The organism is Pseudarthrobacter oxydans, from assembly GCF_013314975.1.
In the GTDB taxonomy this organism is placed as follows: domain Bacteria; phylum Actinomycetota; class Actinomycetes; order Actinomycetales; family Micrococcaceae; genus Arthrobacter; species Arthrobacter oxydans.
Window position 1 is genome coordinate 75,050 of the sequence record NZ_JABTYH010000002.1, and the last position, 21,863, is coordinate 96,912.

Genomic DNA, 21,863 nt, shown 5'->3' on the forward strand with positions numbered 1-21,863 from the left:
CTGCAGCCTTTCACAGCGGCACTGCAACTCACACCTTGAAGTACTTGGCCTCCGGGTGGTGGAACACGAACGCGTCGGTGGACTGCTCGGGGTGCAGCATCAGCTCATCGCTCAGGATCACGCCCATCCGCTCGGGCTTCAACAGCTCGGTCACCTTGCGGCGGTCCTCCATGTCCGGGCACGCGGGGTAGCCGAGTGAGAACCGCGCACCGCGGTACTCGAGCTTGAAATACCCTGCGGTGTCCTTCGGCTCCTCGGCCGCGAAGCCCAGCTCCTTGCGGATCCGCGCGTGCCAGAACTCCGCCAGCGCCTCGGTGAGCTGCATGACCAGGCCGTTGAGCTCGTAGTAGTCGCGGTACTGGTTGGCGGCGAACATCTTGGAGGTGAACTCCTCGATCTTCGAGCCGGCGGTGACCAGCTGGACGGGCAGCACGTCGATCTGGCCGGATTCGCGGGACTTCACAAAGTCGGCCAGGCACAGGTGCCGGTCGCGGCGCTGGCGCGGGAAGTTGAAGCTCAGCCGGTCGGTGCCGATCGGACCGCCTGAACCACCGTCCGGGGCGAGGAGCCCCGCAGTGCCCAGGACGCCGTCGCGATCCTCCCCATGGTGCAGCACCACCACCTGCTCCCCCTCAGAAACCACCGGGAAGTAGCCGTAGGCGACGGACGCGTCCAGCATGCCCTCGCCGAGGATGCGGTCCAGCCAATAGCGCAGGCGCGGCCGGCCCTCGCGTTCCACCAGCTCCTCGTAGGAGGCGCCGTCCTCGCCACGGCCGGGCTTGAGCCCCCACTGCCCCATGAAGGTGGCGCGCTCGTCAAGGAAGGCGGCGTACTCGTGGAGCGAGACGCCGCGCACGATGCGCGTGCCCCAGAACGGCGGCGCGGGTACCGGGTTGTCGGTGGCGACGTCGGACCGGCCGGGCATCGCTTCCGGCTCGGTGACCGTGAACTTCGCGCCGCCCTTGTGGATGCGCTTCTTCAAAGGCGGAAGGCCGACGTCGTCCGGTGATTCGCCGCGGGCCACGCGGACCAGCGGCTCCATGAGGGCGAGGCCCTCGAAGGCGTCCTTGGCGTACCGGACCACGCCGTCAAACTGCTCGGCCAGGTCCTGCTCCACGTAGGCGCGGGTCAGGGCTGCGCCGCCGAGGATCACGGGCCACTTCTTCGCCAGGCCGCGCGACTGCAGCTCCGCGAGGTTTTCCTTCATCACCACGGTGGACTTCACCAGCAGCCCGGACATGCCGATCACGTCCGCGTTGTGCTCCTCCGCCGCAGCCATGATCTCGGCGATGCCCTGCTTGATGCCGATGTTGACCACTTTGTAGCCGTTGTTGGTGAGGATGATGTCCACCAGGTTCTTGCCGATGTCGTGCACGTCGCCGCGGACGGTGGCGATCACCATGGTGCCCTTGCCGGAGGAATCTGACTTCTCCATGTGCGGCTCGAGCAGGGCGACGGCGTTCTTCATCACCTCGGCGGACTGCAGCACGAACGGCAGCTGCATCTCGCCGGCGCCGAAGCGCTCGCCCACCACCTTCATGCCTTCGAGGAGGTGGTCGTTGATGATGCCGAGCGGGGTCATGCCCTCGCTGCGGGCCAGGTCCAGGTCCTCTTCGAGGCCCTTGCCTTCGCCGTCGATGATGCGCCGCTCCAGGCGGGCGCCGGTGGGCAGTGCCGCGAGTTCGGCGGCGCGCTGGTCCTTGAGCGCTGCGGTGTCGACGCCGGCGAACATGTCCAGCATGATGGCCAGCGGGTCGTAGGTGGTGTTGCCGTCGGTGTCGTATTCGCGGCGGTCATAAACGAGGTCCAGGGCCACCTTGCGCTGCTCGTCCGGCAGAGAGGCGAGCGGCACGATCTTGGCGGCGTCGATGATGCCGCTGGTCAGGCCCGCCTGCACGGCCTCGTGCAGGAACACGGAGTTCAGGACGATGCGCGCGGCCGGGTTCAGGCCGAACGAGACATTGGAGACGCCGAGCGTGGTGTTGATCCCGGGGTACTTGGTGGTGATCTGGCGAATGGCCTCGATGGTTTCGATGCCGTCGCGGCGGGTTTCCTCCTGGCCGGTGGCGACGGGGAAGGTCAGGGCGTCCACGATGATGTCCTCGACGCGCATCCCCCACTCGCCCACCAGGGCGTCGACGAGGCGGGAGGCGATGGCCACTTTGCCCTCGGTGGTGCGGGCCTGACCCTGTTCGTCGATGGTCAGGGCGATCACGGCGGTGCCGTGTTCCTTCACCAGCGGCATGATGCGCGCGAAGCGGCTGTCCGGGCCGTCACCGTCCTCGTAGTTGACGGAGTTGACCACCGGCCGGCCGCCGATGAGTTCCAGGCCGGCCTGCAGCACGGGCGGTTCGGTGGAGTCGATGACGAGCGGGAGGGTGGAGGCCGACGCGAAACGCGAGACGACCTCCTTGATGTCAGCGACGCCGTCGCGCCCCACGTAGTCGATGCAGACGTCCAGCAGGTGCGCGCCCACGCGGATCTGCTCGCGGGCGATGTCCACGCAGTCGTCCCAGCGCTCTTCGAGCATCGCCTGGCGGAATGCCTTGGAGCCGTTGGCGTTGGTGCGTTCACCGATGGCGAGGTAGGAGGCGTCCTGGTCGAAGTTCACGTGCTGGTAGAGGGAGGCGACGCCGGCCTCGCGCTCGGTGGGGACGCGGGCGGGGCCGGTGCTGCCGGCTCCCGTCTCGCGTGTGCGGAAGGGTGCAAGGCGTTCGACGACGGCGGCCATGTGCTCCGGCGTCGTACCGCAGCAGCCGCCCACCAGGCCCAGGCCGAACTCGCGCACGAACTGCTCGTGGGCGGTGGCCAGTTCGGTGGGGGTGAGCGGGTAGTGCGCGCCGTTGGCGCCGAGGATGGGCAGGCCGGCGTTGGGCATGCAGGCGATGGCCACGGAGGACTGCTTGGAGAGGTGGCGGAGGTGCTCGCTCATCTCGTCCGGGCCGGTGGCGCAGTTCAGGCCGATGGCGTCGACGCCGAGCGGTTCGAGGGCGGTGAGCGCGGCGCCGATTTCGGAGCCCATGAGCATGGTTCCGGTGGTTTCGACCGTCACCTCGACGAAGATGGGGAGGCGGATTCCCTTGGAGACGATGGCCTGCTTGCAGCCGTTGACCGCGGCTTTGGTCTGCAGGAGGTCCTGGCTGGTTTCGATGAGGAACGCGTCCGCGCCGCCGTCGATGAGGCCCTCGGCCTGCAGGGCGAAGGTCTGCTTGAGGTAGTCGTAGCTGGTGTGTCCGAGGCTGGGGAGCTTGGTGCCGGGGCCCATGGAGCCGAGGACCCAGCGCATCCGGCCGTCGGTTTCTTCCGCGGCTTCGGCGCGTTCGCGGGCGATCTTGGCGCCCTTGAGCGCGAGTTCTGTGATGCGGTCGTCGATTCCGTAGTCGGAGAGGTTGGACCAGTTGGCGCCGAAGGTGTTGGTTTCCACCGCGTCAATGCCGGTGGCGAAGTAGGCGTCGTGGATGTCCCCGATGACGTCCGGGCGCGTGTCATTGAGGATCTCGTTGCAGCCCTCGAGGTTCTGGAAGTCCGTTTCGAGCGACAGGTCCCGGCCCTGCAGCATGGTGCCCATGGCGCCGTCGGCAATAACCACGCGGTGGTTCACGGCGTCCAGCAGCTCCTGCGAACGGGCAGGGCGGGGCACGGACTCAATATCAAGCGCAAAACGAGGCATCTAAACAGGTTACGTGTGGGGGCCGGAACGTTGCGCTGTGTGTCCGTGTACTACGGCAGGGGGATGCAATTTGCCATGCCCCTGCCGTCCCAAGTGCTGACACTCATGTTCGTCCGTCCCGTCAACATTCTCAAGCAGGCGGCACTTCAACCGCGGCGCCCTTGGTCAAATGCGGGGGCCACATGCAGCTAACCCCGGCCGGACGGGCGAGGGTTTGAGTATCTTGCGTGCCAGCGACACCATCTGTGCACAGCTGCCCCATCTGATTCCCAATTTGCGGAATGATCGTTGGATGATGATCAGATGCGAAATTTTTCTGTTCTTTCCGACATCGAGTTCGAGGAGTTGTGCGCTGATCTCCTCGCCACCACTGCTGGCGTAGCTGTGCGAAGGTACGCCAGCGGGAAAGACAAAGGAAAGGACCTTATCTGGAATGAAGACACCGGCCTAGGAATTGCGCAGTGTAAGCATTATATTAAGTCAACTTTTTCGCAGCTTCTCGCGGCCGCCAAGGCCGAACTTCCGAAGGTAAGAGAGAATAACCCATCGCAATACGTTTTCATGACTTCACAATCCACTGTAGAAACTCAGAATGAACAGTTATACGACCTGTTCAGTGAGTGGATGAAATCCATTGAGGACGTGTGGAGTGCAGAAAAGATCAATGATCTGCTCCACGCAAATCCAAGCGTAGAAACACGTCACCTCAAGCTATGGCTCCATACCGGTCTTCAGCTTTTTTGGGCCACGAACAGTTCACTCCACAATCGCTCTCGAGCTCTAGCGGAGCGAGTCGAAGAGGAACTTCCGCGCTTCGTTGAGACTCAAGCCTTTGCCGCAGCAAATGCCGCTCTCGAAAATGAAAATGTCTGCTTGATAGCGGGTGCTCCCGGCGTTGGAAAGACCATGCTCTCCCACGCACTAGTTGCGGGCTTAATGTCCGATGGATACATGCCAATCGAGATTTCGAGCGACGTTGAGGAAGGGTGGGCAGCGTTCGACGCTTCAACCAAGCAGGTGTTTCTCTACGATGATTTCCTCGGAGAACTCGCCCTCAGTGAGCGCCTGTCAAAGAAGGAAGATCGCCGACTTGTGAGCTTCATCAAACAAATTGCAAAAAGCGGAAAGCATAAGTTTATATTGACCACGCGAGAGTACATTTTGAAAGATGCGGAACAGTCGTATCCGCTTCTTAAAGACATCGAGGCGTCCCGCCGCCTCATTTTGGAAATGCCACACTACAACAGACGTGATCGCGGCCGAATTCTGTACAATCATTTGTTCCACTCCTCATTGCCTCAGGAATACCGAGAACAATTTGCCAATGATGCCTGGAAGAAGATAGTAGACCACAAAGGGTACAATCCTCGCCTCATAGGATATGCGACGAGTAGGTTGGCTTTTGAGTTGGATGGGCCGTATTTGGAGGCCTTTCTAAATACTTTGGACAACCCCCAGGAGCTCTGGAGTAACGCGTATGAAAACCATATCAACGCGATCGATCGCACAATACTGCAAGTTATGTGTTCTTACGGTGGAATAACGTACTCAGAACTGGAGGGCTCGCTGAAGCCCTATGAGTCCCAAATCGGACCGATCACAGGGTATCGTATACGGCGATCCTTGAAGACCTTGGATCAAACCTTCCTTCGCACCTCGCAGATTATCGGCGAAGTTCATATTTCTTTCCATAGTCCGGCGGTTCGAGAATTTATCCTCGGAGTCTTGCGTGCGGATAGGATGGCGCTAAGTACCGTTGTGGATAATGCCGTATCTATAGATCAGATCGCCCGACTGGCAAGGGTGGGAACAGATTATTTGGTGCACCGCAGCGTTAGTGGCCCGCTCCCACTTTCTCGCATACAAGACAACGTCAGTAGAGCTATAACGCGTCTCCTGCCAGTACAGGGTGCCCATTGCATGAACGACCGTGAGAAGAGTCAAAGGGTGCACGACTTATCCGAAGTCTCAACCCTCTCATTTGAGTCACTGTTTCCGGAATCTTGGTGGGACGCACAACTGACTATTATCGAAAGAATCTGGAAGGACGGTATTGGCACCCCCTCGGCCGTGAAAAGTATAGTTGAATTTGCGATGGACAGCGCGTTGTGGTCCAAGCATAGGACTTCTCTTGAAGAATCAGCCCGTGCACTCCTTCTGGCCTTCGACACGGACTATGACGAAGACTGGGCTATATCCTTTGATATCTTCACAAATTTATTTGAGAGCGGCATACCCGTCGAACTCGTTGATGACTTCGAAGCCTATTGTATAATGCTATGGAATCGCAGGGAATGAACCTCACGAATATCGAGGGACTTATCTCAATGGCATCAGATCTTGGTTTATCAGCGGTGGTGGAAGAACTTGAAGACCACGGTCGAAGGGTGTCCGAGTATGAACAATTTGTTAATGACAGCCGTGAAGGATGGTCAAGCAGAACTACCGACGTTGGAACCGATACTGAGCTTCGCACCTTGTTCGATCGGTTCCTCCCCCAGTCTCCTGACATCACCTAACCAAGTAAGTGATCGCCCCTTCGGCCGCGCTGGCCGTCCGGGACTACTGACACACTCATACCCCTATACATGCACGGCGAAGGTATCGCCTCATTCTTCAGACTTATCAGCTGGGAGTGCGGAACAACAAGAGGTAGCTGCCCTGTGGATCAACGGCGATAGGCGTCAGTATTCAGGAGGACTTGCAAGGCACGAAAGCTCCACGCCAGAGAAATTAGATCAAGGGACAGCTTTCCTGACGTGCGAGCAGAGCGGGAAGCCCGATTGTTCCGCTCCCCTACCCCCGGACTGTTTCATCAGAGATCTTTCACGGGAGACCTGTGGACCTTGATCTCAAGATTCAGCACAGCTGCGGACATCACTGCAGAGCACCTGCTGAGTACGCTCTGTTACAGGGCGTAATCTAGGAACTTAGAAAGCTGGGCTGAGTGAGCAGCCGCACGACTGACACTCCGCGATCAGATTGTGCCCCTAATTAACATGTATGCCTGTAGGAGGTGTGGTGAGATCCATTCGCGTAGGAGCCCGCAAACTGGTGGCAAGTCCGGTCCTGGGAAGTTACTGGTTTGTCGCGTCGGAACGGCAACGGATTTACCACGGCAAATTAAACGGTCGGCCCGCGCCTTGGTCAGAGGACCCCATCCTTACTGCCCACCGCTTTACTAACGCCTACCGGGCCGCGGATCGGGTGTCCCAGGATCTTATCCGTGTTCAATATGAGGGACCCCAAGACCCCGATAATATCCTGCTCCGGACGCTGCTTTTTCGTTTTTTCAACAAACCGGAGACCTGGTGCCTGATTGAGGAGGCCGTCAGTGTCGTCTCAACAGCTACATTCGACATTGGAGTCCTGGACGGCGTCCTTGAAGATGCAATGGGGCGCGGTGAGCGGGTGTACTCCCCCGCGTACATCATCCCACCCCCGCCCTTCGGGGCGCGGCGGAAACATCTCAACCACCTGCGGCTCATCGAGCACATCCTGGCTTCCGGAGCCGGCAAAAAAATAGCTGGCGCTTCCAGCCTCCAGCAGGTCTACAGAATTCTTTCTGCCTATCCCTCGCTCGGCCCCTTTTTGGCCTTTCAATTGACCATTGACCTGAACTACTCCACCCTCATTGACTTCGACGAGAACGAGTTCGTTGTTGCCGGCCCCGGTGCCAGGAGCGGGCTCGCGAAATGTTTCCTTGATACTGACGGTTTCGGGCCCGAAGACGTTATCCGCTGGATGGTTGACCACCAGGAAGACGAATTTGAACGTTACGGGCTTGACTTCCAGGATCTTTTCGGCCGCCCTCTGAAGATGATCGACTGCCAGAACCTGTTCTGCGAAACCGACAAATACGCCAGAGTCGCCCACCCCGAGGCCGCCGGTATAGGTGCGAGGGTACGGATCAAACAGCGGTACGTTCCCGGCCGCGCGGTTGCGGCCCCGTTTTTTCCGCCAAAGTGGGGGATCAATGACGCTGTAAAAAACGTGCTGCCCAGCAACGGTCCGGCTGATGGTCCGGAGGACCGACGGGGAGATGCTGTGATCCTTGGGGCGGTCAGTGCTCCTGTGCTTGCCTTCGGGTGACAAACTCCCTGGCGGCGGCACCCAGATCACTGTCCCCCAGCAAAGCCAGACGGGGTTCGAGGGCGTCGGCGGTGTTCCCCCGTTTGAAGGACCAAAAAATATCAATTGCCCGGACGTAAGCGACGAGCATCGGGTCTTTGAACGGGATGTGTAAATCTTCAAGGTCGGCCCCGGCCCGGAGACGATGCTCCAGGCCCATCCACTTCCCGTGCGCTTCGGCGGATCTTTCCCAGTCGGTGTCGTAGCGAAAGCTGCCGCCTAGGCTTGCGGAGTCGACGGCCCCTGCATGACTTTCCAATATGGTTCGTGCCCGGTCTTCGAACTCACAGTAGAGGTGCAGTGATGAGGTGAAGAAAGTCAGGTCACCCATCTCAAGGTGCAGCCACCGGGCCATCATCTCCAGCAGGACGCTCCACTCGAAAGCATTGATGGCAGAGAAACCGAACCAGATGTCGGTGCTGCGCGCCACCACGTTGAGATTCAACCGTCCGTCCCGGACCAGGAAGTGCAGCCAGTTGTTGCAGGGAATGTCTGCGCTGTCCCGGAAATCAAGCTCCGGATCGAAGAGGCTCATGACGGCACGCCGTGATGATGGGGAGGCCTTGAGCTGGTTGTGGACTTCCGCTACCTGGTCCACCCCGCGCCAGTTCCGAAGCCGCGGTCCGTAACCGGCCCGCCAGGTGTTCCCGCCGTCATCGGAGTACTGCGGTGCGCGCCTCAAATATGGGGTGAGATAGCCCAGGTCGTTGCGGCCTGCCAAGACCCACATCGTTTCCGCGATCGCCGCGAAGGGGTTGTTGTTGCGGCCGGGCGTGTGCAGGAAACGGTCCTGGGGTTTCTGAATGACGAAGGCTTGCGAGGGAAGTTCCATTGCTGGCCCGTTGCGGCTGTCGACCCTCTTTCCTTCGGCGAGCAGAATGGCTAGCATGCCCTGGAAGGCGTCGTCGATGGTGTGGAAGGCCCGCATAGTCCGGCTTACGCCTCAGCCTGCGAGCAGTTCGCGGTCGCGCAGAGCGTTCAGCAGGAACGCCGTGACGTCTGAGGGTGCCCCCTGGGGGACGCGGACGGTGAGGTCTTCGTGTGACTTCGCCAGCTGCTGGTAGCCATCCAGGATGGGGTCGGAGTTGTTGGCATCATCCTCGTATGTCTTGTCGAACAGGAAGACGACGGACGCGTTCAGTTGGGACCAGATGCTCTCGATCAGGTTCCGGAACGTTGCTTCAGTGATGCCGGCCGCGGGGAAGTCACCGCTGTACCAGCCGTAGGCCATGGTGGACCACCACCAGCGGTCCAGTACGACTGCCTGCGTTGCAAGCAGCTCCTTGATGCGGGGAACGCTCTCCGCGTGGCATGCGAGGTGGGCAAGCTGTTTTGCGACCCCGGACGCGGGGGCACGATATCCGGACTCCAGCATGGAATAGGTCTCATCCGTGAAGGTGCTCAGGCCGCTGGGCATGTGGACGTGGGCGGTCGAATTCCGATCCAGTGCCTGGCGGAGGGCATTTGTCTGGGTGCTTTTTCCCGTCTTGTCCAGGCCTTCCAGGACGATGAGAGTGCCGGGTTTGAGTGAGTGGTTCATCATTGTACATTCCCCTGAATGTTGTTTACAGTTGCAGCTTCAGCGCCGAATGCGATGAGGTAGTCCACGGGAAGCCAGCAGTAGCCGCCAAGGCCCCAGTCCGTTCCCCAGCTGTTCTTGATCAACAGAAGCCTTCCGCTGACCGGGTGGGTCGCTGCGCCAACGCACGTCACCGCGTGATACCCGCCCACGGTGGCCCGGACGTCGGGCACGGCAACGATTCCGTCGATATCGGGCTCCCGGAACTCGTCGGAGACCTCCACGATTAGGATGACCGGGTGTGACCGGGCCAGCGCGTCTTCGAGTTCGTCTTCGATGCCGTCATGGTGCAGGGTAAGGGGTGTGAGGCCAGCGCGGTTCCAGGGAGGTTGCCCAAGCCCAGCCGGCGGGTCTTCTGTACCCGCACCCAGTGTCGGCTTATAGGGCCAGGAGGCCAGCTCAGGCTGCCCGTGACCGCTAAGAGCAGGCCCGACGTTCCTTAAGACCATGCCGCCGCGGGAGGTGTGGCCGGCTGCAGTCGCCTGCCACCACAGCGCCTCCGGCGCAAGATGCTGAACCGGTGAGTCGGCCTGCAGCGCTTCGTGCCCGACGGAGGATGCGAAAGCCACGCAGGTGGGGCGGAACCCTTGGTCCAATATGCTGCCGCCCACTAAAGGGCGAAGATCAATGTCGTCCCGCATCAGTAATCCCACTCGGTTCCTTCCGCCTCACCACGGGCAAACGCGGCAATAAGACGCCGGCGGAACTCAACTTCAGGCACACCACGCACGTGGGTAGTGACCCTGATCCGCGACACGGGCGCATTCGGCCGGACCGGCCTGACGTGGTTCAACTGAATGGCTTCGTCACCGGGAGCGTCCGCGGTGTAGGCAACCAGCCGGGTCACAGCACCGCCGACAGCCGTTGCCCCCGCCTGATACGGTTCCTGCACCAACCTGTCCTGCAGAAGGGACACAACATCCGAGGCCTCAGCCATGGCCGGGAACGGAACCACCTCGCCCCCGCCCGGTGCGGGGGCAGCATCTGTGAATGCCTGGCCCCCGTTGAACGGTGGCGGCGCCGGACGAAACGGGTGGATCGTAGCTTCCGTCAGTGTCTCCTCGGCATACCATCGGTACCCGGTGGCAGGATATTCGGTGAGCCGGAGCAGGATGGCGTCCCCTACGAAAGCTTCGACTTCAGCTTGATCCTCGGGATGCTCTACGATCCACACGTCTCCCCGCGCATTGGGCAGCCTGAGTCCACCCGTCAACCGTTGCTTGATGGCTGCGGGCTGTGTCTTGAGCAACTGGTTGCCGTTGGACGGAGAAATCAGCCGGGTGTTCATAAGCTGCCGCACCGTAGCTTCGTAACTGACGTGCATGTCACGCGCCGCCTGGTAGACCTGCTCTGCGTCAGCTGCCTGCCCGCGACGTATCCCATACCGGCGGGCAACGGTATAGAGCAGTTCAAGCGGCATCAGGAAATGGGCAGCGAAAACCTGTGCGTCCAACTCGCGTGCTTCACCATGAGGGTGCCCGAACACTGCCTCATCGGTATCAAGACTCAGCACGTCCTGATCCATGTACCAGTGCCCGAGCTCATGGGCCGCTGTATAGCGCTGCAGCGACGCCGGCCGGGCACTGTTGATCAGCACGCCGCCGGGATCTCCCGGCAGAACAGCGCCAAGGAGGTCCTTCAGTGGCTGGAACCGGAGCAACAGGCCGGCGTCCTCAATCGCCTCAAAGGGATCAACCGGCTCAGACTGGTCAATCCCGAGTTCATTGAGCGCGGTAGTTGCCGCTTGAACAGCTTTAAGCTGACTCAAGAACCCTCCTTCCGTAGATGAGGCCGTGGGCCGCGTGGAACCGGCCCCGCCGCCAGGAACTCCGCGAAACGGAGCACCTGGTCTTTATCTTCGTCCGACAAACCACGAGTAGCCCGGAACAACGCGCCGTCCGCAGCCGCGACCGGCGCTTCGTCCTCTCCCAGCAGCCACTCCACCCGGCGGCGGTACAACCGGGCAAGGCGACGAAGCTCCAGGGCGGAAACACCCCTCTTGCCTGTCTCCATGGCGTGCACGCTGGTTCGGGGAATCCCAAGCGCCCCACTGACTTCCTCCTGTGTGAGTCCAAGCGACTCCCGGGCCTCCCGTATGCGGGCGGCTACAACTTGTAGCTCGTTATCTGACACGATCTCCTCCTTTCAACATGACGACGAACGCCACGGCGAAGCCACCTTCATGGCTGAGGGCGACGCTCCAATCAGTAATCCCCAATTCATCTGCCCGGGCTTTTGCTGAACCCGACAGCTCCATCATTGGAACCCCGTTTTCATCCCGGCGCACTCCGATGTCCAGTGGCGCTATCGCGCCGATCCCCTGACCGAGCGCTTTCATCGCCGCCTCCTTGGCCGCCCATCGGGCACCCAGTCGAGCTGGGTCGGCCTGACAGTCCTCCTGCTCCGCCTCCGTGAACGCGAGGTCCAGAAATGTTCTGTCTTCCTCGAGCATCCTCGCGATACGACCACAGTCGACGAGGTCAACACCAGTGGTGATGGGTGAGGTAATCATGCCGACGCGGCAGATTCGCCGCCGCTGCCGAGCGCGGCCTTGGCATCGGTGAGGATCTTCGCCACGCCCGACTTTCCGGAATAGGCGCTGTGCTCGGCATTGGCGTGGCCGGCAACGACGGCAAGCTCCCCTATAGTGAAGCCGGTCTGCTGGCAGAGGAACTCCTGTAACCTGGCAAGCCCGATGAGGTTGCCATAACCGCGGGTAATGAGGTGCCAGTGCCGGTAAACGGCTAGAAGAGACAACGCTCCGGCGCGGACACTGATGTCGATGTGCACCAGACAGGGGAAACCTTGCGTCCGTGTGTCAGACACAGCGTACTCTTCCAGCCCTCCCCCTGCTCCATCAGCCTCGCCGGCGAGGCTGATGTCGCTGAAATTCGAGGTCCCCACGCGCCGGCGCCGCTCGTTTCGCAATGCCTCGATGCGGGCGGCCAGCTGATTTGTACCGGTCGCGCTCTTGCCGGGCCAGGAAATCATCCGGGAGAAATACGTTCCCGCCTTGTTGGCGTGGATATGGCGCAGTGTCGGCAGCGTATCTAGATAAGCCTCGTAAAGCTCAGCTGCGGCGCCGTCCAGTAGAGCTGTCTCCTCGCTGGAAAGCTCCGCAGACCAGTCTAGACCGGGATCGTTATAGAGAGCAGAAGGAAAAATAGTGTTTGCGACGGTGAAGATGCCATGCCTATCACGGCCGCGCAGCGCCTTGTCGACCACCCCGGAGACCTCAGCGTGGGTACCCTCCTGCGGGGCGCTGATCGACACGAGCGTGTGAGTTGCGGTGCCGTGAGGTTTGGAATTCACAGTCTCCAGGGTCTGAATCCAGGCATCCGATATGTGCTGGGCCGAGACGTGCAGGCTCATGCCAATTCCCCCACCGTGTCCTGGAGGACCTCAGCGATACCTTCCAGGTTTGACCAGCGGTCACGGTGGATCTTGCTCAGATCCGGCTGTTTACGGTCCAGATTCCGGTAAAAGCGACCGACCAGGAACACGACTTCAATGGAATCTATCGCGGCGGTGGCATCGACAGAATCCACCGACTCATGATGGAGCTTTGCCAGAGTCCTGGATAACGCAGCCTCAATGGCTGTCTTTGTCATCGTCTTTGCCGCGGCCACCGACATCGGCATCCCCAGCGTGTCAAAAATCACGCCGTTCGGCCCAATCACGGGCGCGGGTATTGCGGAGTGCTGGTTGAACCCGCCCGCCACCGCCAACGTGTTATTTGTCATACAAGCTATTGTCAGATTTTCTGACATACATGTCAAGTATTCCGGCCCAATCCGCCGGTCAACCCAGCGCCTCCCTTTGCCTGCCGGCGCGTCCCAGTTGCCTGAGGTTGATGCCCATCTGAAGACCGGGCGGTTTCAGGATCTGATGCCAAGGCCGAGGGGAAGATTAGTGCCTTGCCCAAAACTTTGAAGGCGGTTTTGTCTTGCTACTGGATCAGCATCACAATCTCCGACTGCATAGCAATGGTTCAATGCTGAACGGGAGTCCGAGTATTCTCCTCTTTCGCCGTAGGTTCACAGGACCCGGTCATCGGCCCTTACAGCACGGGAGAAGTAGCCCTTGCGGCTCCCAGTTCCGGATCCTCGGTGCTAGGGAGCACAATCCTATGCCGGTTCCGCGCTGACTAAACCTCTGCGGCAGGAGCCGCAAACTGCGCCTCGTACAGCCGCGCGTAAGCCCCAGCGGCGGCCAACAGTGAAGCGTGCGTGCCCTGTTCCACGATTTGGCCGGCCTCCATCACCAGGATGAGGTCCGCGTCGCGGATGGTGGACAGGCGGTGCGCAATCACAAACGACGTCCGGTCGGACCGCAGCGCACTCATCGCCTTCTGCACCAGCACCTCGGTCCGGGTATCCACGGAAGACGTCGCCTCGTCCAGGATCAGCACCGAAGGCCGCGCCAGGAACGCCCGGGCAATCGTCAGCAGCTGCTTCTCCCCCGCGGACACGTTGGACCCCTCATCTTCCAGCAGTGTGTCGTAACCGTCCGGCAGTGACCGCACGAACCGGTCCACATACGTCGCCCGCGCCGCCTCCAGAATCTCCGCCTCGGTAGCCCCAGGCCGCCCATACGCGATGTTGTCCCGTATCGTCCCTGCGAACAGCCAGGTATCCTGCAGCACCATCCCCAGCCGCGAGCGCAGCTCGCGCCGCGGCACCGAGGTGACGTCCACGCCGTCGAGCGTTATCCGCCCCGCATCCAGCTCGTAGAACCGCATCATCAGGTTCACCAGCGTCGTCTTCCCCGCCCCGGTGGGCCCCACAATCGCCACCGTCTGCCCCGGCTCCGCCACCAGGGACAACCCGGAGATCAGCGGCTTGTCCGGCGAATACGAGAACGACACATCCTCAAACACCAGCCGCCCCCGCCCAAACACGGGCCCGGCAGAAGGCGCAGGCTCCGCAGATTCTTCTTCCTCATCCAGCAGCGAGAACACCCGCTCGGCGGACGCCACTCCGGACTGCAGCAGGTTCGCCATGGACCCCAGCTGCGCCAGCGGCATGGTGAACTGCCGCGAGTACTGGATAAACGCCTGCACATCGCCCAGCTGCATTGCCCCGGACGCCACCTGCAGCCCGCCCACCACCGCGATCCCCACGTACACCAGGTTCCCGATGAACGTCATGGCCGGCATGATCAGCCCGGAAATGAACTGCGCCCCGAAACTCGCGTCATACAGCTCCGCGTTCTTCTGCCGGAACCGCTCCTCCACCTCGCGCTGCCGGCCGAACACCTTCACCAGCGCATGCCCGGTGTACGTCTCCTCGATCTGTCCATTTAACTCACCTGTGTTTTTCCACTGCGCCACGAACAGCTTCTGCGAGCGCTTGGCAATCAGCGCCGTGATCCCCAGCGTCAGCGGAATGGTCACCAGCGCGATCAGCGCCAGCGTGGGCGAAAGGATGAACATCATCACCAGCACGCCCAGCACCGTCAGCACCGACGTGACCGCCTGGCTGATGGTCTGCTGCAGGCTCTGCGAGATGTTGTCCACGTCATTGGTGACCCGGCTGAGCAGCTCGCCGCGCTGGATCGAGTCGAAATACCGCAGCGGCAGCCGGTGGATCTTCGCCTCGATCTCCCGGCGCAGCCCGAACACCGTCCGCTGCACCACCCCGTTCAGCACATACGCCTGCACCCACATGAACGCCGACGACAGCACATACAGCACCAGCGCCCACGTCAGCACGCTACCCAGCGCGGCAAAGTCGATCCCCTGCCCCGGCACCAGGTCCATGGCGCTGAGCATGTCCGCGCGCTGCCCCTCGCCCGACGCCCGCAGCTGCGCGATCACCTGCTCCTTGGTCACCCCCGCAGGCATCTCGCGGGACACTACGCCGGCGAAGATCAGGTTGGTGCCCTCCCCCAGCAGCCGCGGCCCGATCACGGACAGCGCCACCCCGGCCACCGCCGTCACGAACACCAGCAGCAGCCACGCCCGCTCCGGCCGCAGCTTCCCCAGCAGCCGCTTGGCCGACGGCCAGAAGTTCATCGCCTTCTCCGCCGGGACGTTCATCCCGGCGAACGGCCCGCCGCGTCCCGGCCCGCCCATGGGACGGGGAATGCGTGCGACGGCGGCGCCGCCCGCTGCGGGGGCCGGTGCGGCTTTGGCGCCGGTTCCGGGAGAGGGCTGCCGGCTCATACCGTCTCCTCCGCCGCCAGCTGGGAGCTGACGATCTCGCGGTACGTCTCGGACGTCTCCAGCAGCTCACTGTGCGTTCCGCGCCCCACGATCCTGCCGTCGTCGAGCACCAGGATCTGGTCCGCGTCCACGATGCTGGAGACGCGCTGGGCGATGATCACCAGCGTGGCGCCGGCGGTGCTGCGCTTGAGGGCCTGGCGGAGCCGGGCGTCGGTGCCGGTGTCCAGCGAGGAGAACGAGTCGTCGAAAATGTACAACTCGGGCCGCTTCACCAGGGCCCGGGCGATGGCCAGCCGCTGCCGCTGACCGCCGGAAACGTTGGTGCCGCCCTGGCTGATGGGTGCGTCCAGGCCGCCCTCCATCCGCTCCACGAACTCCTTGGCCTGGGCGATTTCCAGGGCAGTCCAGAGCTCGTCCTCGGTGGCGTCCGGCTTGCCGTAGAGCAGGTTGCTGCGCACGGTGCCGCTGAACAGGTAGGGCCGCTGCGGGACCAGGCCGATGTGCCCCCAGAGCAGGTCCGGGTGCAGCTCGCGGACGTCCACGCCGTCCATCCGTACTGCCCCGCTGGTGGCGTCGAACAGCCGGGGCATGAGGTTCACCAGGGTGGTCTTGCCCGACCCGGTGCTGCCGATGATCGCCGTCGTCTGCCCCGCCCTTGCGGTGAAGCTGATGCCGGAAAGGACGGGCTGGTCGGCACCCGGGTAGGCGAATCCGACGTTGCGCATTTCCAGCTCGCCGCGCCGGACCTCGCTGCTGAGGGGGTTCTTTGGGGGCCGGACGCTCGACTCGGTGCGCAGCACCTCGCCGATCCGGTCCGCGGAGACGGCGGCGCGCGGGATCATCACGGCCATGAACGTGGCCATCATGACGGACATCAGGATCTGGATCAGGTAGCTCAGGAAGGCGATGAGCGTGCCCACCTGCATGGAGCCGTCCTGGATGCGGAACGAGCCGAACCAGATCACGGCCACGCTGGAGACGTTCAGCACCAGCATCACCACCGGGAACGCGAGCGCCATCAGCCGGCCGGCGCGGAGGGCGGTGTCCGTGACGTCCTCGTTGGCACGGGCGAAGCGGCCGGTCTCGATGTCCTCGCGGACGAACGCGCGGACCACGCGGATGCCGGTGAGCTGCTCGCGGAGGACCCGGTTCACGGTGTCGATCCGTTTCTGCATCTTCCGGAACAGCGGCACCATCCGGGCGGTGAGCAGGCCGACGGCGACCAGCAGCACCGGGACGGCGACGGCAATCAGCCAGGACAGCTGGACGTCCTGCCGGATCGCCATGATCACGCCGCCGATGCTGAGCATGGGCGCGGTGACCAGCATGGTGGCGGACATAAGGACCAGCTGCTGGACCTGCTGGACGTCGTTGGTGGACCTGGTGATGAGGCTTGGTGCGCCGAACTTGGTGACTTCCTGCTCGGAGAACTCCCCCACCCTTTTGAAGATCGCGCCGCGGAGGTCCCGGCCCACACCCATGGCCGCCTTCGCCGCGAAGTACACAGCGATCACCGCGCACACGATCTGCAGCAGCGTGATCGCCAGCATCACCCCGCCCAGGCTCAGGATGTAGCCGATGTTCGCCTTGGCCACGCCCTCGTCGATGATGTCCGCGTTCAGCGTGGGCAGATACAGGGACGCGATGGACTGCGCCAGCTGGAAAACGACGACGGCGAGCAGCAGCGTGCGGTGCGGCCGCAGGTATTCAACAAGCAGCTTCCAGAGCATGGGCGGCTCCTGACACATTGTCCACAAGAGGTGGTGCGAAGGTCAGTTTACGTCCGGAGGCTGGGAACTGCGCGGGTGGAGCTGTTGCGGACAACGAGCGTCGGCGCGATCGGAGTGCGGTCTACCTCCCGCCCCTCCATCGCACCGGTCAGCACCTCCATGCTCATAGTCGCCAACGCAGCGAAGTCCTGGCGGACGGTGGTCAGGGGAGGCAGGAAGAAATCCGAACCTTCGATATCGTCGAAACCGACGATGCTCACATCCTCCGGGACGCGCACGCCATTTTCAGCGAATGCGCGAATAAGCCCCAGCGCAGTGTGGTCGCTGGCGGCGAAAATCGCCTGGGGGACCCTGTCCTCGCGGACGAGCTTGAGGCCGGTTTCGTACGCCCATCGAGGGCTCCAGTCGCCCTCGATGCAGAGCCCCTGTGGGAGGCCAGCGTCACGAAGCGCGGCCTCCCAGCCGCGCTTGCGGACCCGGCCGTCGAACCAATCCATCGAGCCGGCAATGTGGGCGATGTCTGTGTGGCCAAGGTCAATGAGATGCTGGGTGGCCAGCCGTGCTCCGAGCTCCTGGTTCTCGGAGTAGGTGAAGACGTTTGGGGTCGATGACGCCCCTGCCGCAATCATCTCCACCGGCACTCGGAAGGACGCATTCCAGACGGCTGCTGCCATCTCCACAAGGGGGGCAATAACAATGATTCCCCCCACGCCGGTGTCATCCAAGGTGTCCAGGGCTGCCTGCACTGACTCTTCGTGGGGTTTCTCGACACTGATGACAGTTGTGGCGTAGCCCTTCTTACGAGCGACGTTCTCCAGGGCCATGAGTGTTCCAACCGGGCCGAACCGGGGGGATCCGTCGGACAGGATGCCGATGGACATCGACCGACTGGTGACCAACGCGGTGGCTGCCCGGTTCCGGCGGTATCCGATGTCCTTGATGACCTGCAACACCCGCTTTCGCGTTGCCGCGCTCACGTCCGGTGCGTCATTCAGTACCCGCGAGACTGTTCCGAAAGAGACCCCGGCTACCTGGGCCACATCGTTGATGGTGGGCTTACGGCGCATCGGGGCGTCCCTTAGCCTCTCGCTCGCCTCACGGGGAACCGCCATGCCTGCCACGTTCTCTCCTGTCACGCACCTCCTGGACCGAACCACTGGGGTCCGTCGATTAATCTTACGTCGGCCCGGCTGCCCCACAGGCCCGGACGGTCCATTCCTGTGATGCTTGACACTCTCGTCCGTAAACGTTTACGATGATGTCCGTAAACGTTCACGGTAACCTCGTAAACGCTTACGGTGCAGCTAATTCAATGAGGAAGGGAGCGAGATGGCTGACAGCATCGTCGACGCACTCGCGCTCGACCCCGGCACTGGGCTTCGGAATGTCGACCAGGCGCAGTGGGCACATTTGGAAGAGCTCCTGAAGGACACGGCGCCAATGGATCTCGCAGCCGCTGTCCGCACTTTCGTCTCCGCCGGTTCCTCGGCCGTCGTCGGAATCTTCGACGGCAACTGTCTTTGGGCAAGCCTGGTTGTTTCTGTGGACAATTCCGGTGCACCCGCGTCCGTGTCCACCATTGACGGGACGGTGGCCCGGTCGGGCGGAGAAATGGCTAAAGCCGCAGGCGAAGCGGTGCGGTGGGTCCAAGCCCACCAAGGGCCGTGTTCACTGGGCCTCTTCGTCGACAAAGGGCATGCAGAAGCCCTCCTGGGAGCTTCAGACAAAGCCGCCGCTCTACGCACAGCCTCGGCAGCCGGCGGGCTGGTCCTCTCACCGGTCCCCCCCGCCCTGGCAGTAGCGCTCGCCTGATCCACCGCAGGCATCCACCCCATCCATCCACCCAAAAGCACTGGAGAACAATGATGATCCGCAGGCTTCCCATCGTGGCCCTGGCCGCAGCCCTGTCACTTTCCCTTGCGTCCTGCAGCAGTTCAACAACTGCCACATCAAACGCCCCCGACGCCGGCGTTTCCGAGAAGGCCCAGCAGGCCCTCGACAAGATCAAGGGGCAGGTCCTGAGCAAAGGCCCCAACGGCGAGACGCCCTCGCCGGCCTCCGTCGCGGATCTGACTCCGGAGGAGATCGAGAAGGTCAAGGGACTCAACGCCAAAGCCGCAATCGTGATGCACTACGGCGGCAACGACTGGGCCACCGCCCAGGTGAACGGACTCAAGAGCGAATTCGAGAAGCTGGGCATCAAGGTCATTGCCACCACCGACGCAAACTTCAAGCCGGACAAGCAGGTCTCGGACATCGAGACCGTCATGACGCAGGATCCGGACATCATCGTGTCCATCCCCACGGACCCCGTGGCCACCGCCTCCGCGTACAAGAAGGCCGCCGAGGCCGGCACGAAGCTTGTCTTCATGGACAACATCCCCCAGGGCCTCACCGCCGGCCAGGACTATGTCTCTGTTGTTTCCGCTGACAACTACGGCAACGGCGTCGTCTCTGCCCACCAGATGGCCAAAGCGCTCGGCGGCAAGGGCAAGATCGGCCTTGTCTTCCACCAGGCTGACTTCTTCGTCACCAAACAGCGCTACGACGGCTTCAAGGAAACCATCACCAAGGAATACCCGGACATCCAGATCGTCGAGGAAAAGGGTATTGCCGGGCCGGACTTCGCTGGAGACGCCCAGGCTGCCGCAAACGCAATGCTGAGCAAGTACCCTGACCTGGCCGGCATCTGGGCCGTGTGGGACGTCCCCGCAGAAGGTGTCATGGCTGCCGCCCGCGCCGCCGGCCGCCCGGACCTGAAGATCGCCACGGAGGACCTCGGCAAGAATGTCGCCATCGCCCTGGCCAAGGACGAACTCATCGTCGGCCTCGGAGCGCAGGTTCCGTTCGACCAGGGTGTGACAGAGGCTCGGCTGGCTGCCGGCGCGCTCATCGGCAAGGAAGCACCCGCCTACGTGGCGCTGAGCGCCCTTCCGGTGGACCACTCCAACGTCCTGGAAGCCTGGAAGCAGGTCTACCACGAGGACGCCCCGAAGGACATCCAGGACTCCTACAAGCAGTAGCCAAGACCCGACGGCGCGGGGGTCCCAACCCCCGCGCCACTCCGAAAGGGCAACCATGAACACCGCAGACAATGTCGTCGAAATGCGCTCGATCTCCAAGGGCTTCAACGGCGTTTCCGTGCTGAAGGACGTCAGCTTCGACGTCCGGAAGGGCGAGGTCCACGCACTCGCCGGGGGCAACGGCGCCGGGAAGTCCACGCTGATGAAGATCCTCCAGGGCGTCTACCAAGCCGACGCTGGAGAGATCCTCATCGGCGGGAAGCCAGCCGCCATCAACTCCATCCAGGACGCGAAGGCCGCCGGGATCGGGATGGTCTTCCAGGAATTCAGCCTGGTACCGAGCCTGACAGTTGCACAGAACATCTTCCTCGCTGCCGAACCGCTCGGCAGGGGCGGGCTCATCGACGATCGCACTGCGGTGAAACGGGCCAGGGAGGTCTTCTCTGAGATGGAGGTCGACGTCGACCCCCGCGCGGAGGTCTCCCGGCTCGGGACTGCATACTGGCAGCTGACCGAGATCGCCAAGGCCCTGGCCCAGAACGCCCAGGTCCTGATCATGGACGAACCCACTGCCAGCCTGGCCCGGCACGAGTCCGAGGCGCTCTTCGAACTGATCGACCGCCTGAAGCAGCGCGGCATCTCGATCATCTACATCTCGCACCGGATGGACGAGGTGTACCGGCTGGCGGACCGGATCACCATCCTTCGCGATGGCCGCCACCTCCTCACCGCGCCTCTGACGGACGTCACTCCCGAGCAGATCGTTGAAGGCATCGTCGGCAAGAAGATCGAAGGGCAGCTTTCCTACCGGGCACGGGATCGTGTGGACCACGATGGCGCACCGCTGTTGGAAGTCCGCGGGCTCAACGCCGGGAACCGGGTGCGGGACGTTTCCTTCACGCTCCGCCCCGGGGAAATCCTCGGTCTGGCGGGGCTGATGGGAAGCGGACGCACCGAGTTGGCCCGTGCCCTCTTCGGCATTGACCAACTGGACAGCGGTGACGTCCTCCTGCGGGGCAAGAAGGTCAACCTTGCCTCGCCACAGCAGGCCATCAACGCCGGCGTCGCCCTCATCCCGGAGGACCGCAGGGCCCAAGGCCTCGTCCTGGAGCACTCCGTCCAGGACAACCTGCTCCTGCCGCTGCTCGGGCAGATCCAGCGGGGGCCGCTCCTGGACGGCGCCAAAGGCAAGGCGTTGTCTGCTTCCCTTATCAAGCGTTTCGCAGTCAAGGTGGCCCATCCCAACCGCCCGGTGCGGCTCCTCTCGGGCGGCAACCAGCAGAAGGTGGTTATCGCCAAGTGGCTGGGCACGGATCCGGACATCTTGATCCTGGACGAGCCAACGGCCGGCGTGGACATCGGCACCAAGAGCGAAATCCTGGACATGATCCGTGAGCTGGCAAGTGCCGGCAAAGCCGTCATCGTCATCTCCTCCGAGTATCCCGAACTACTCGCGGTCAGCGACCGCGTCCTCGTCCTCAAGGACGGCTCCATCATCCGCGACATTCCCCGCAGCGAGATCGCTGACGAGGAATATCTCCAACTTGCAGTCCAGGGAGTCTGA

The 21,863-nt window shown here is 62.5% G+C and carries 18 protein-coding genes; 6 read left to right on the plus strand and 12 right to left on the minus strand.

The window, feature by feature from the left end; genetic code table 11:
* Positions 1 to 28 precede the first annotated feature (28 nt).
* Entirely contained in the window at positions 29 to 3,670 is a 3,642-nt protein-coding gene (gene metH / locus HTS88_RS01930) for a methionine synthase (protein ID WP_174174939.1), read from the minus strand.
* A 288-nt stretch (positions 3,671 to 3,958) separates the two neighbouring features.
* On the opposite strand from metH, the gene HTS88_RS01935 reads away from it, so the two are divergent.
* The 3 genes from HTS88_RS01935 (at position 3,959) to HTS88_RS01945 (ending at position 7,762) form a co-directional block, all read left to right on the plus strand.
* Complete coding sequence (locus HTS88_RS01935) at positions 3,959 to 5,968, plus strand: nSTAND3 domain-containing NTPase (RefSeq protein ID WP_174174941.1); 2,010 nt, start codon at positions 3,959 to 3,961, stop codon at positions 5,966 to 5,968.
* Positions 5,965 to 6,189, plus strand: coding sequence for a hypothetical protein (locus HTS88_RS01940; RefSeq protein WP_174174943.1), 225 nt, complete (start codon positions 5,965 to 5,967; stop codon positions 6,187 to 6,189). Before HTS88_RS01935 ends, HTS88_RS01940 begins: the two co-directional genes overlap by 4 nt.
* 484 nt (positions 6,190 to 6,673) lie before the next feature.
* On the plus strand, positions 6,674 to 7,762 hold the full coding sequence (locus HTS88_RS01945; RefSeq protein ID WP_174174945.1) for a nucleotide kinase domain-containing protein: 1,089 nt from the start codon (positions 6,674 to 6,676) through the stop codon (positions 7,760 to 7,762).
* On the opposite strand, the gene HTS88_RS01950 is transcribed toward HTS88_RS01945, so the two are convergent.
* The 11 genes from HTS88_RS01950 to HTS88_RS02000 form a co-directional block, all read right to left on the minus strand.
* Positions 7,734 to 8,729, minus strand: a complete 996-nt coding sequence (locus HTS88_RS01950) for a thymidylate synthase (protein WP_174174947.1) — start codon at positions 8,727 to 8,729, stop codon at positions 7,734 to 7,736. The genes HTS88_RS01945 and HTS88_RS01950 overlap by 29 nt on opposite strands.
* Positions 8,730 to 8,744: 15 nt before the next feature.
* Entirely contained in the window at positions 8,745 to 9,344 is a 600-nt protein-coding gene (locus HTS88_RS01955) for a dTMP kinase (protein WP_174174949.1), read from the minus strand.
* Positions 9,341 to 9,949: a C1 family peptidase gene (locus HTS88_RS01960; protein WP_174174951.1), complete on the minus strand. Its 609-nt coding sequence runs from the start codon at positions 9,947 to 9,949 to the stop codon at positions 9,341 to 9,343. The genes HTS88_RS01955 and HTS88_RS01960 overlap by 4 nt, the downstream gene beginning before the upstream one ends.
* A 71-nt stretch (positions 9,950 to 10,020) precedes the next feature.
* Positions 10,021 to 11,148, minus strand: coding sequence for an ImmA/IrrE family metallo-endopeptidase (locus tag HTS88_RS01965; RefSeq protein ID WP_174174953.1), 1,128 nt, complete (start codon positions 11,146 to 11,148; stop codon positions 10,021 to 10,023).
* Complete coding sequence (locus HTS88_RS22390) at positions 11,145 to 11,513, minus strand: helix-turn-helix domain-containing protein (RefSeq protein ID WP_217432130.1); 369 nt, start codon at positions 11,511 to 11,513, stop codon at positions 11,145 to 11,147. Before HTS88_RS22390 ends, HTS88_RS01965 begins: the two co-directional genes overlap by 4 nt.
* Positions 11,503 to 11,892 carry a holo-ACP synthase gene (acpS, locus tag HTS88_RS01975; protein WP_174174955.1) on the minus strand — a complete coding sequence of 130 codons (390 nt, stop codon included), beginning with the start codon at positions 11,890 to 11,892 and terminating at the stop codon, positions 11,503 to 11,505. The genes HTS88_RS22390 and acpS overlap by 11 nt, the downstream gene beginning before the upstream one ends.
* Positions 11,889 to 12,752 (minus strand): hypothetical protein, encoded by an 864-nt coding sequence (locus HTS88_RS01980; protein WP_174174957.1) that lies wholly within the window; start codon positions 12,750 to 12,752, stop codon positions 11,889 to 11,891. Before HTS88_RS01980 ends, acpS begins: the two co-directional genes overlap by 4 nt.
* Positions 12,749 to 13,123 (minus strand): hypothetical protein, encoded by a 375-nt coding sequence (locus tag HTS88_RS01985; RefSeq protein WP_174174959.1) that lies wholly within the window; start codon positions 13,121 to 13,123, stop codon positions 12,749 to 12,751. Before HTS88_RS01985 ends, HTS88_RS01980 begins: the two co-directional genes overlap by 4 nt.
* Before the next feature lie 404 nt (positions 13,124 to 13,527).
* The gene (locus HTS88_RS01990; protein ID WP_281358965.1) at positions 13,528 to 15,546 is read right to left on the minus strand and encodes an ABC transporter ATP-binding protein; all 2,019 of its coding nucleotides are present in this window, start codon (positions 15,544 to 15,546) and stop codon (positions 13,528 to 13,530) included.
* Positions 15,543 to 17,276: an ABC transporter ATP-binding protein gene (locus tag HTS88_RS01995; RefSeq protein WP_174174961.1), complete on the minus strand. Its 1,734-nt coding sequence runs from the start codon at positions 17,274 to 17,276 to the stop codon at positions 15,543 to 15,545. The genes HTS88_RS01990 and HTS88_RS01995 overlap by 4 nt, the downstream gene beginning before the upstream one ends.
* A gap of 47 nt (positions 17,277 to 17,323) precedes the next feature.
* A complete protein-coding gene (locus HTS88_RS02000) occupies positions 17,324 to 18,388 on the minus strand; it encodes a LacI family DNA-binding transcriptional regulator (protein ID WP_174175284.1) in 1,065 nt (354 codons plus the stop codon).
* A 217-nt stretch (positions 18,389 to 18,605) separates the two neighbouring features.
* Between HTS88_RS02000 and HTS88_RS02005 the strand changes: the two genes are divergently transcribed.
* The 3 genes from HTS88_RS02005 to HTS88_RS02015 are packed head-to-tail and all read left to right on the plus strand — an operon-like array spanning position 18,606 to position 21,863.
* Complete coding sequence (locus HTS88_RS02005) at positions 18,606 to 19,088, plus strand: hypothetical protein (RefSeq protein ID WP_174174964.1); 483 nt, start codon at positions 18,606 to 18,608, stop codon at positions 19,086 to 19,088.
* A gap of 50 nt (positions 19,089 to 19,138) precedes the next feature.
* On the plus strand, positions 19,139 to 20,299 hold the full coding sequence (locus HTS88_RS02010; protein WP_174174966.1) for a substrate-binding domain-containing protein: 1,161 nt from the start codon (positions 19,139 to 19,141) through the stop codon (positions 20,297 to 20,299).
* Between the two features lie 55 nt (positions 20,300 to 20,354).
* A complete protein-coding gene (locus HTS88_RS02015; protein ID WP_174174968.1) occupies positions 20,355 to 21,863 on the plus strand; it encodes a sugar ABC transporter ATP-binding protein in 1,509 nt (502 codons plus the stop codon).

Bases quoted from the DNA above. Each gene is read 5' to 3' on its own strand.
- HTS88_RS01940 (WP_174174943.1), top strand. From the start codon at position 5,965: ATGAACCTCACGAATATCGAGGGACTTATCTCAATGGCATCAGATCTT.
- HTS88_RS01980 (WP_174174957.1), bottom strand. From the start codon at position 12,752: ATGAGCCTGCACGTCTCGGCCCAGCACATATCGGATGCCTGGATTCAG.
- HTS88_RS02010 (WP_174174966.1), top strand. From the start codon at position 19,139: ATGATGATCCGCAGGCTTCCCATCGTGGCCCTGGCCGCAGCCCTGTCA.
- HTS88_RS02005 (WP_174174964.1), top strand. From the start codon at position 18,606: ATGGCTGACAGCATCGTCGACGCACTCGCGCTCGACCCCGGCACTGGG.
- HTS88_RS01955 (WP_174174949.1), bottom strand. From the start codon at position 9,344: ATGATGAACCACTCACTCAAACCCGGCACTCTCATCGTCCTGGAAGGC.
- HTS88_RS02000 (WP_174175284.1), bottom strand. From the start codon at position 18,388: ATGGCGGTTCCCCGTGAGGCGAGCGAGAGGCTAAGGGACGCCCCGATG.
- HTS88_RS02015 (WP_174174968.1), top strand. From the start codon at position 20,355: ATGAACACCGCAGACAATGTCGTCGAAATGCGCTCGATCTCCAAGGGC.
- HTS88_RS01990 (WP_281358965.1), bottom strand. From the start codon at position 15,546: ATGAGCCGGCAGCCCTCTCCCGGAACCGGCGCCAAAGCCGCACCGGCC.
- HTS88_RS01945 (WP_174174945.1), top strand. From the start codon at position 6,674: ATGCCTGTAGGAGGTGTGGTGAGATCCATTCGCGTAGGAGCCCGCAAA.
- HTS88_RS01985 (WP_174174959.1), bottom strand. From the start codon at position 13,123: ATGACAAATAACACGTTGGCGGTGGCGGGCGGGTTCAACCAGCACTCC.
- metH (WP_174174939.1), bottom strand. From the start codon at position 3,670: ATGCCTCGTTTTGCGCTTGATATTGAGTCCGTGCCCCGCCCTGCCCGT.
- HTS88_RS01950 (WP_174174947.1), bottom strand. From the start codon at position 8,729: ATGCGGGCCTTCCACACCATCGACGACGCCTTCCAGGGCATGCTAGCC.
- acpS (WP_174174955.1), bottom strand. From the start codon at position 11,892: ATGATTACCTCACCCATCACCACTGGTGTTGACCTCGTCGACTGTGGT.
- HTS88_RS01995 (WP_174174961.1), bottom strand. From the start codon at position 17,276: ATGCTCTGGAAGCTGCTTGTTGAATACCTGCGGCCGCACCGCACGCTG.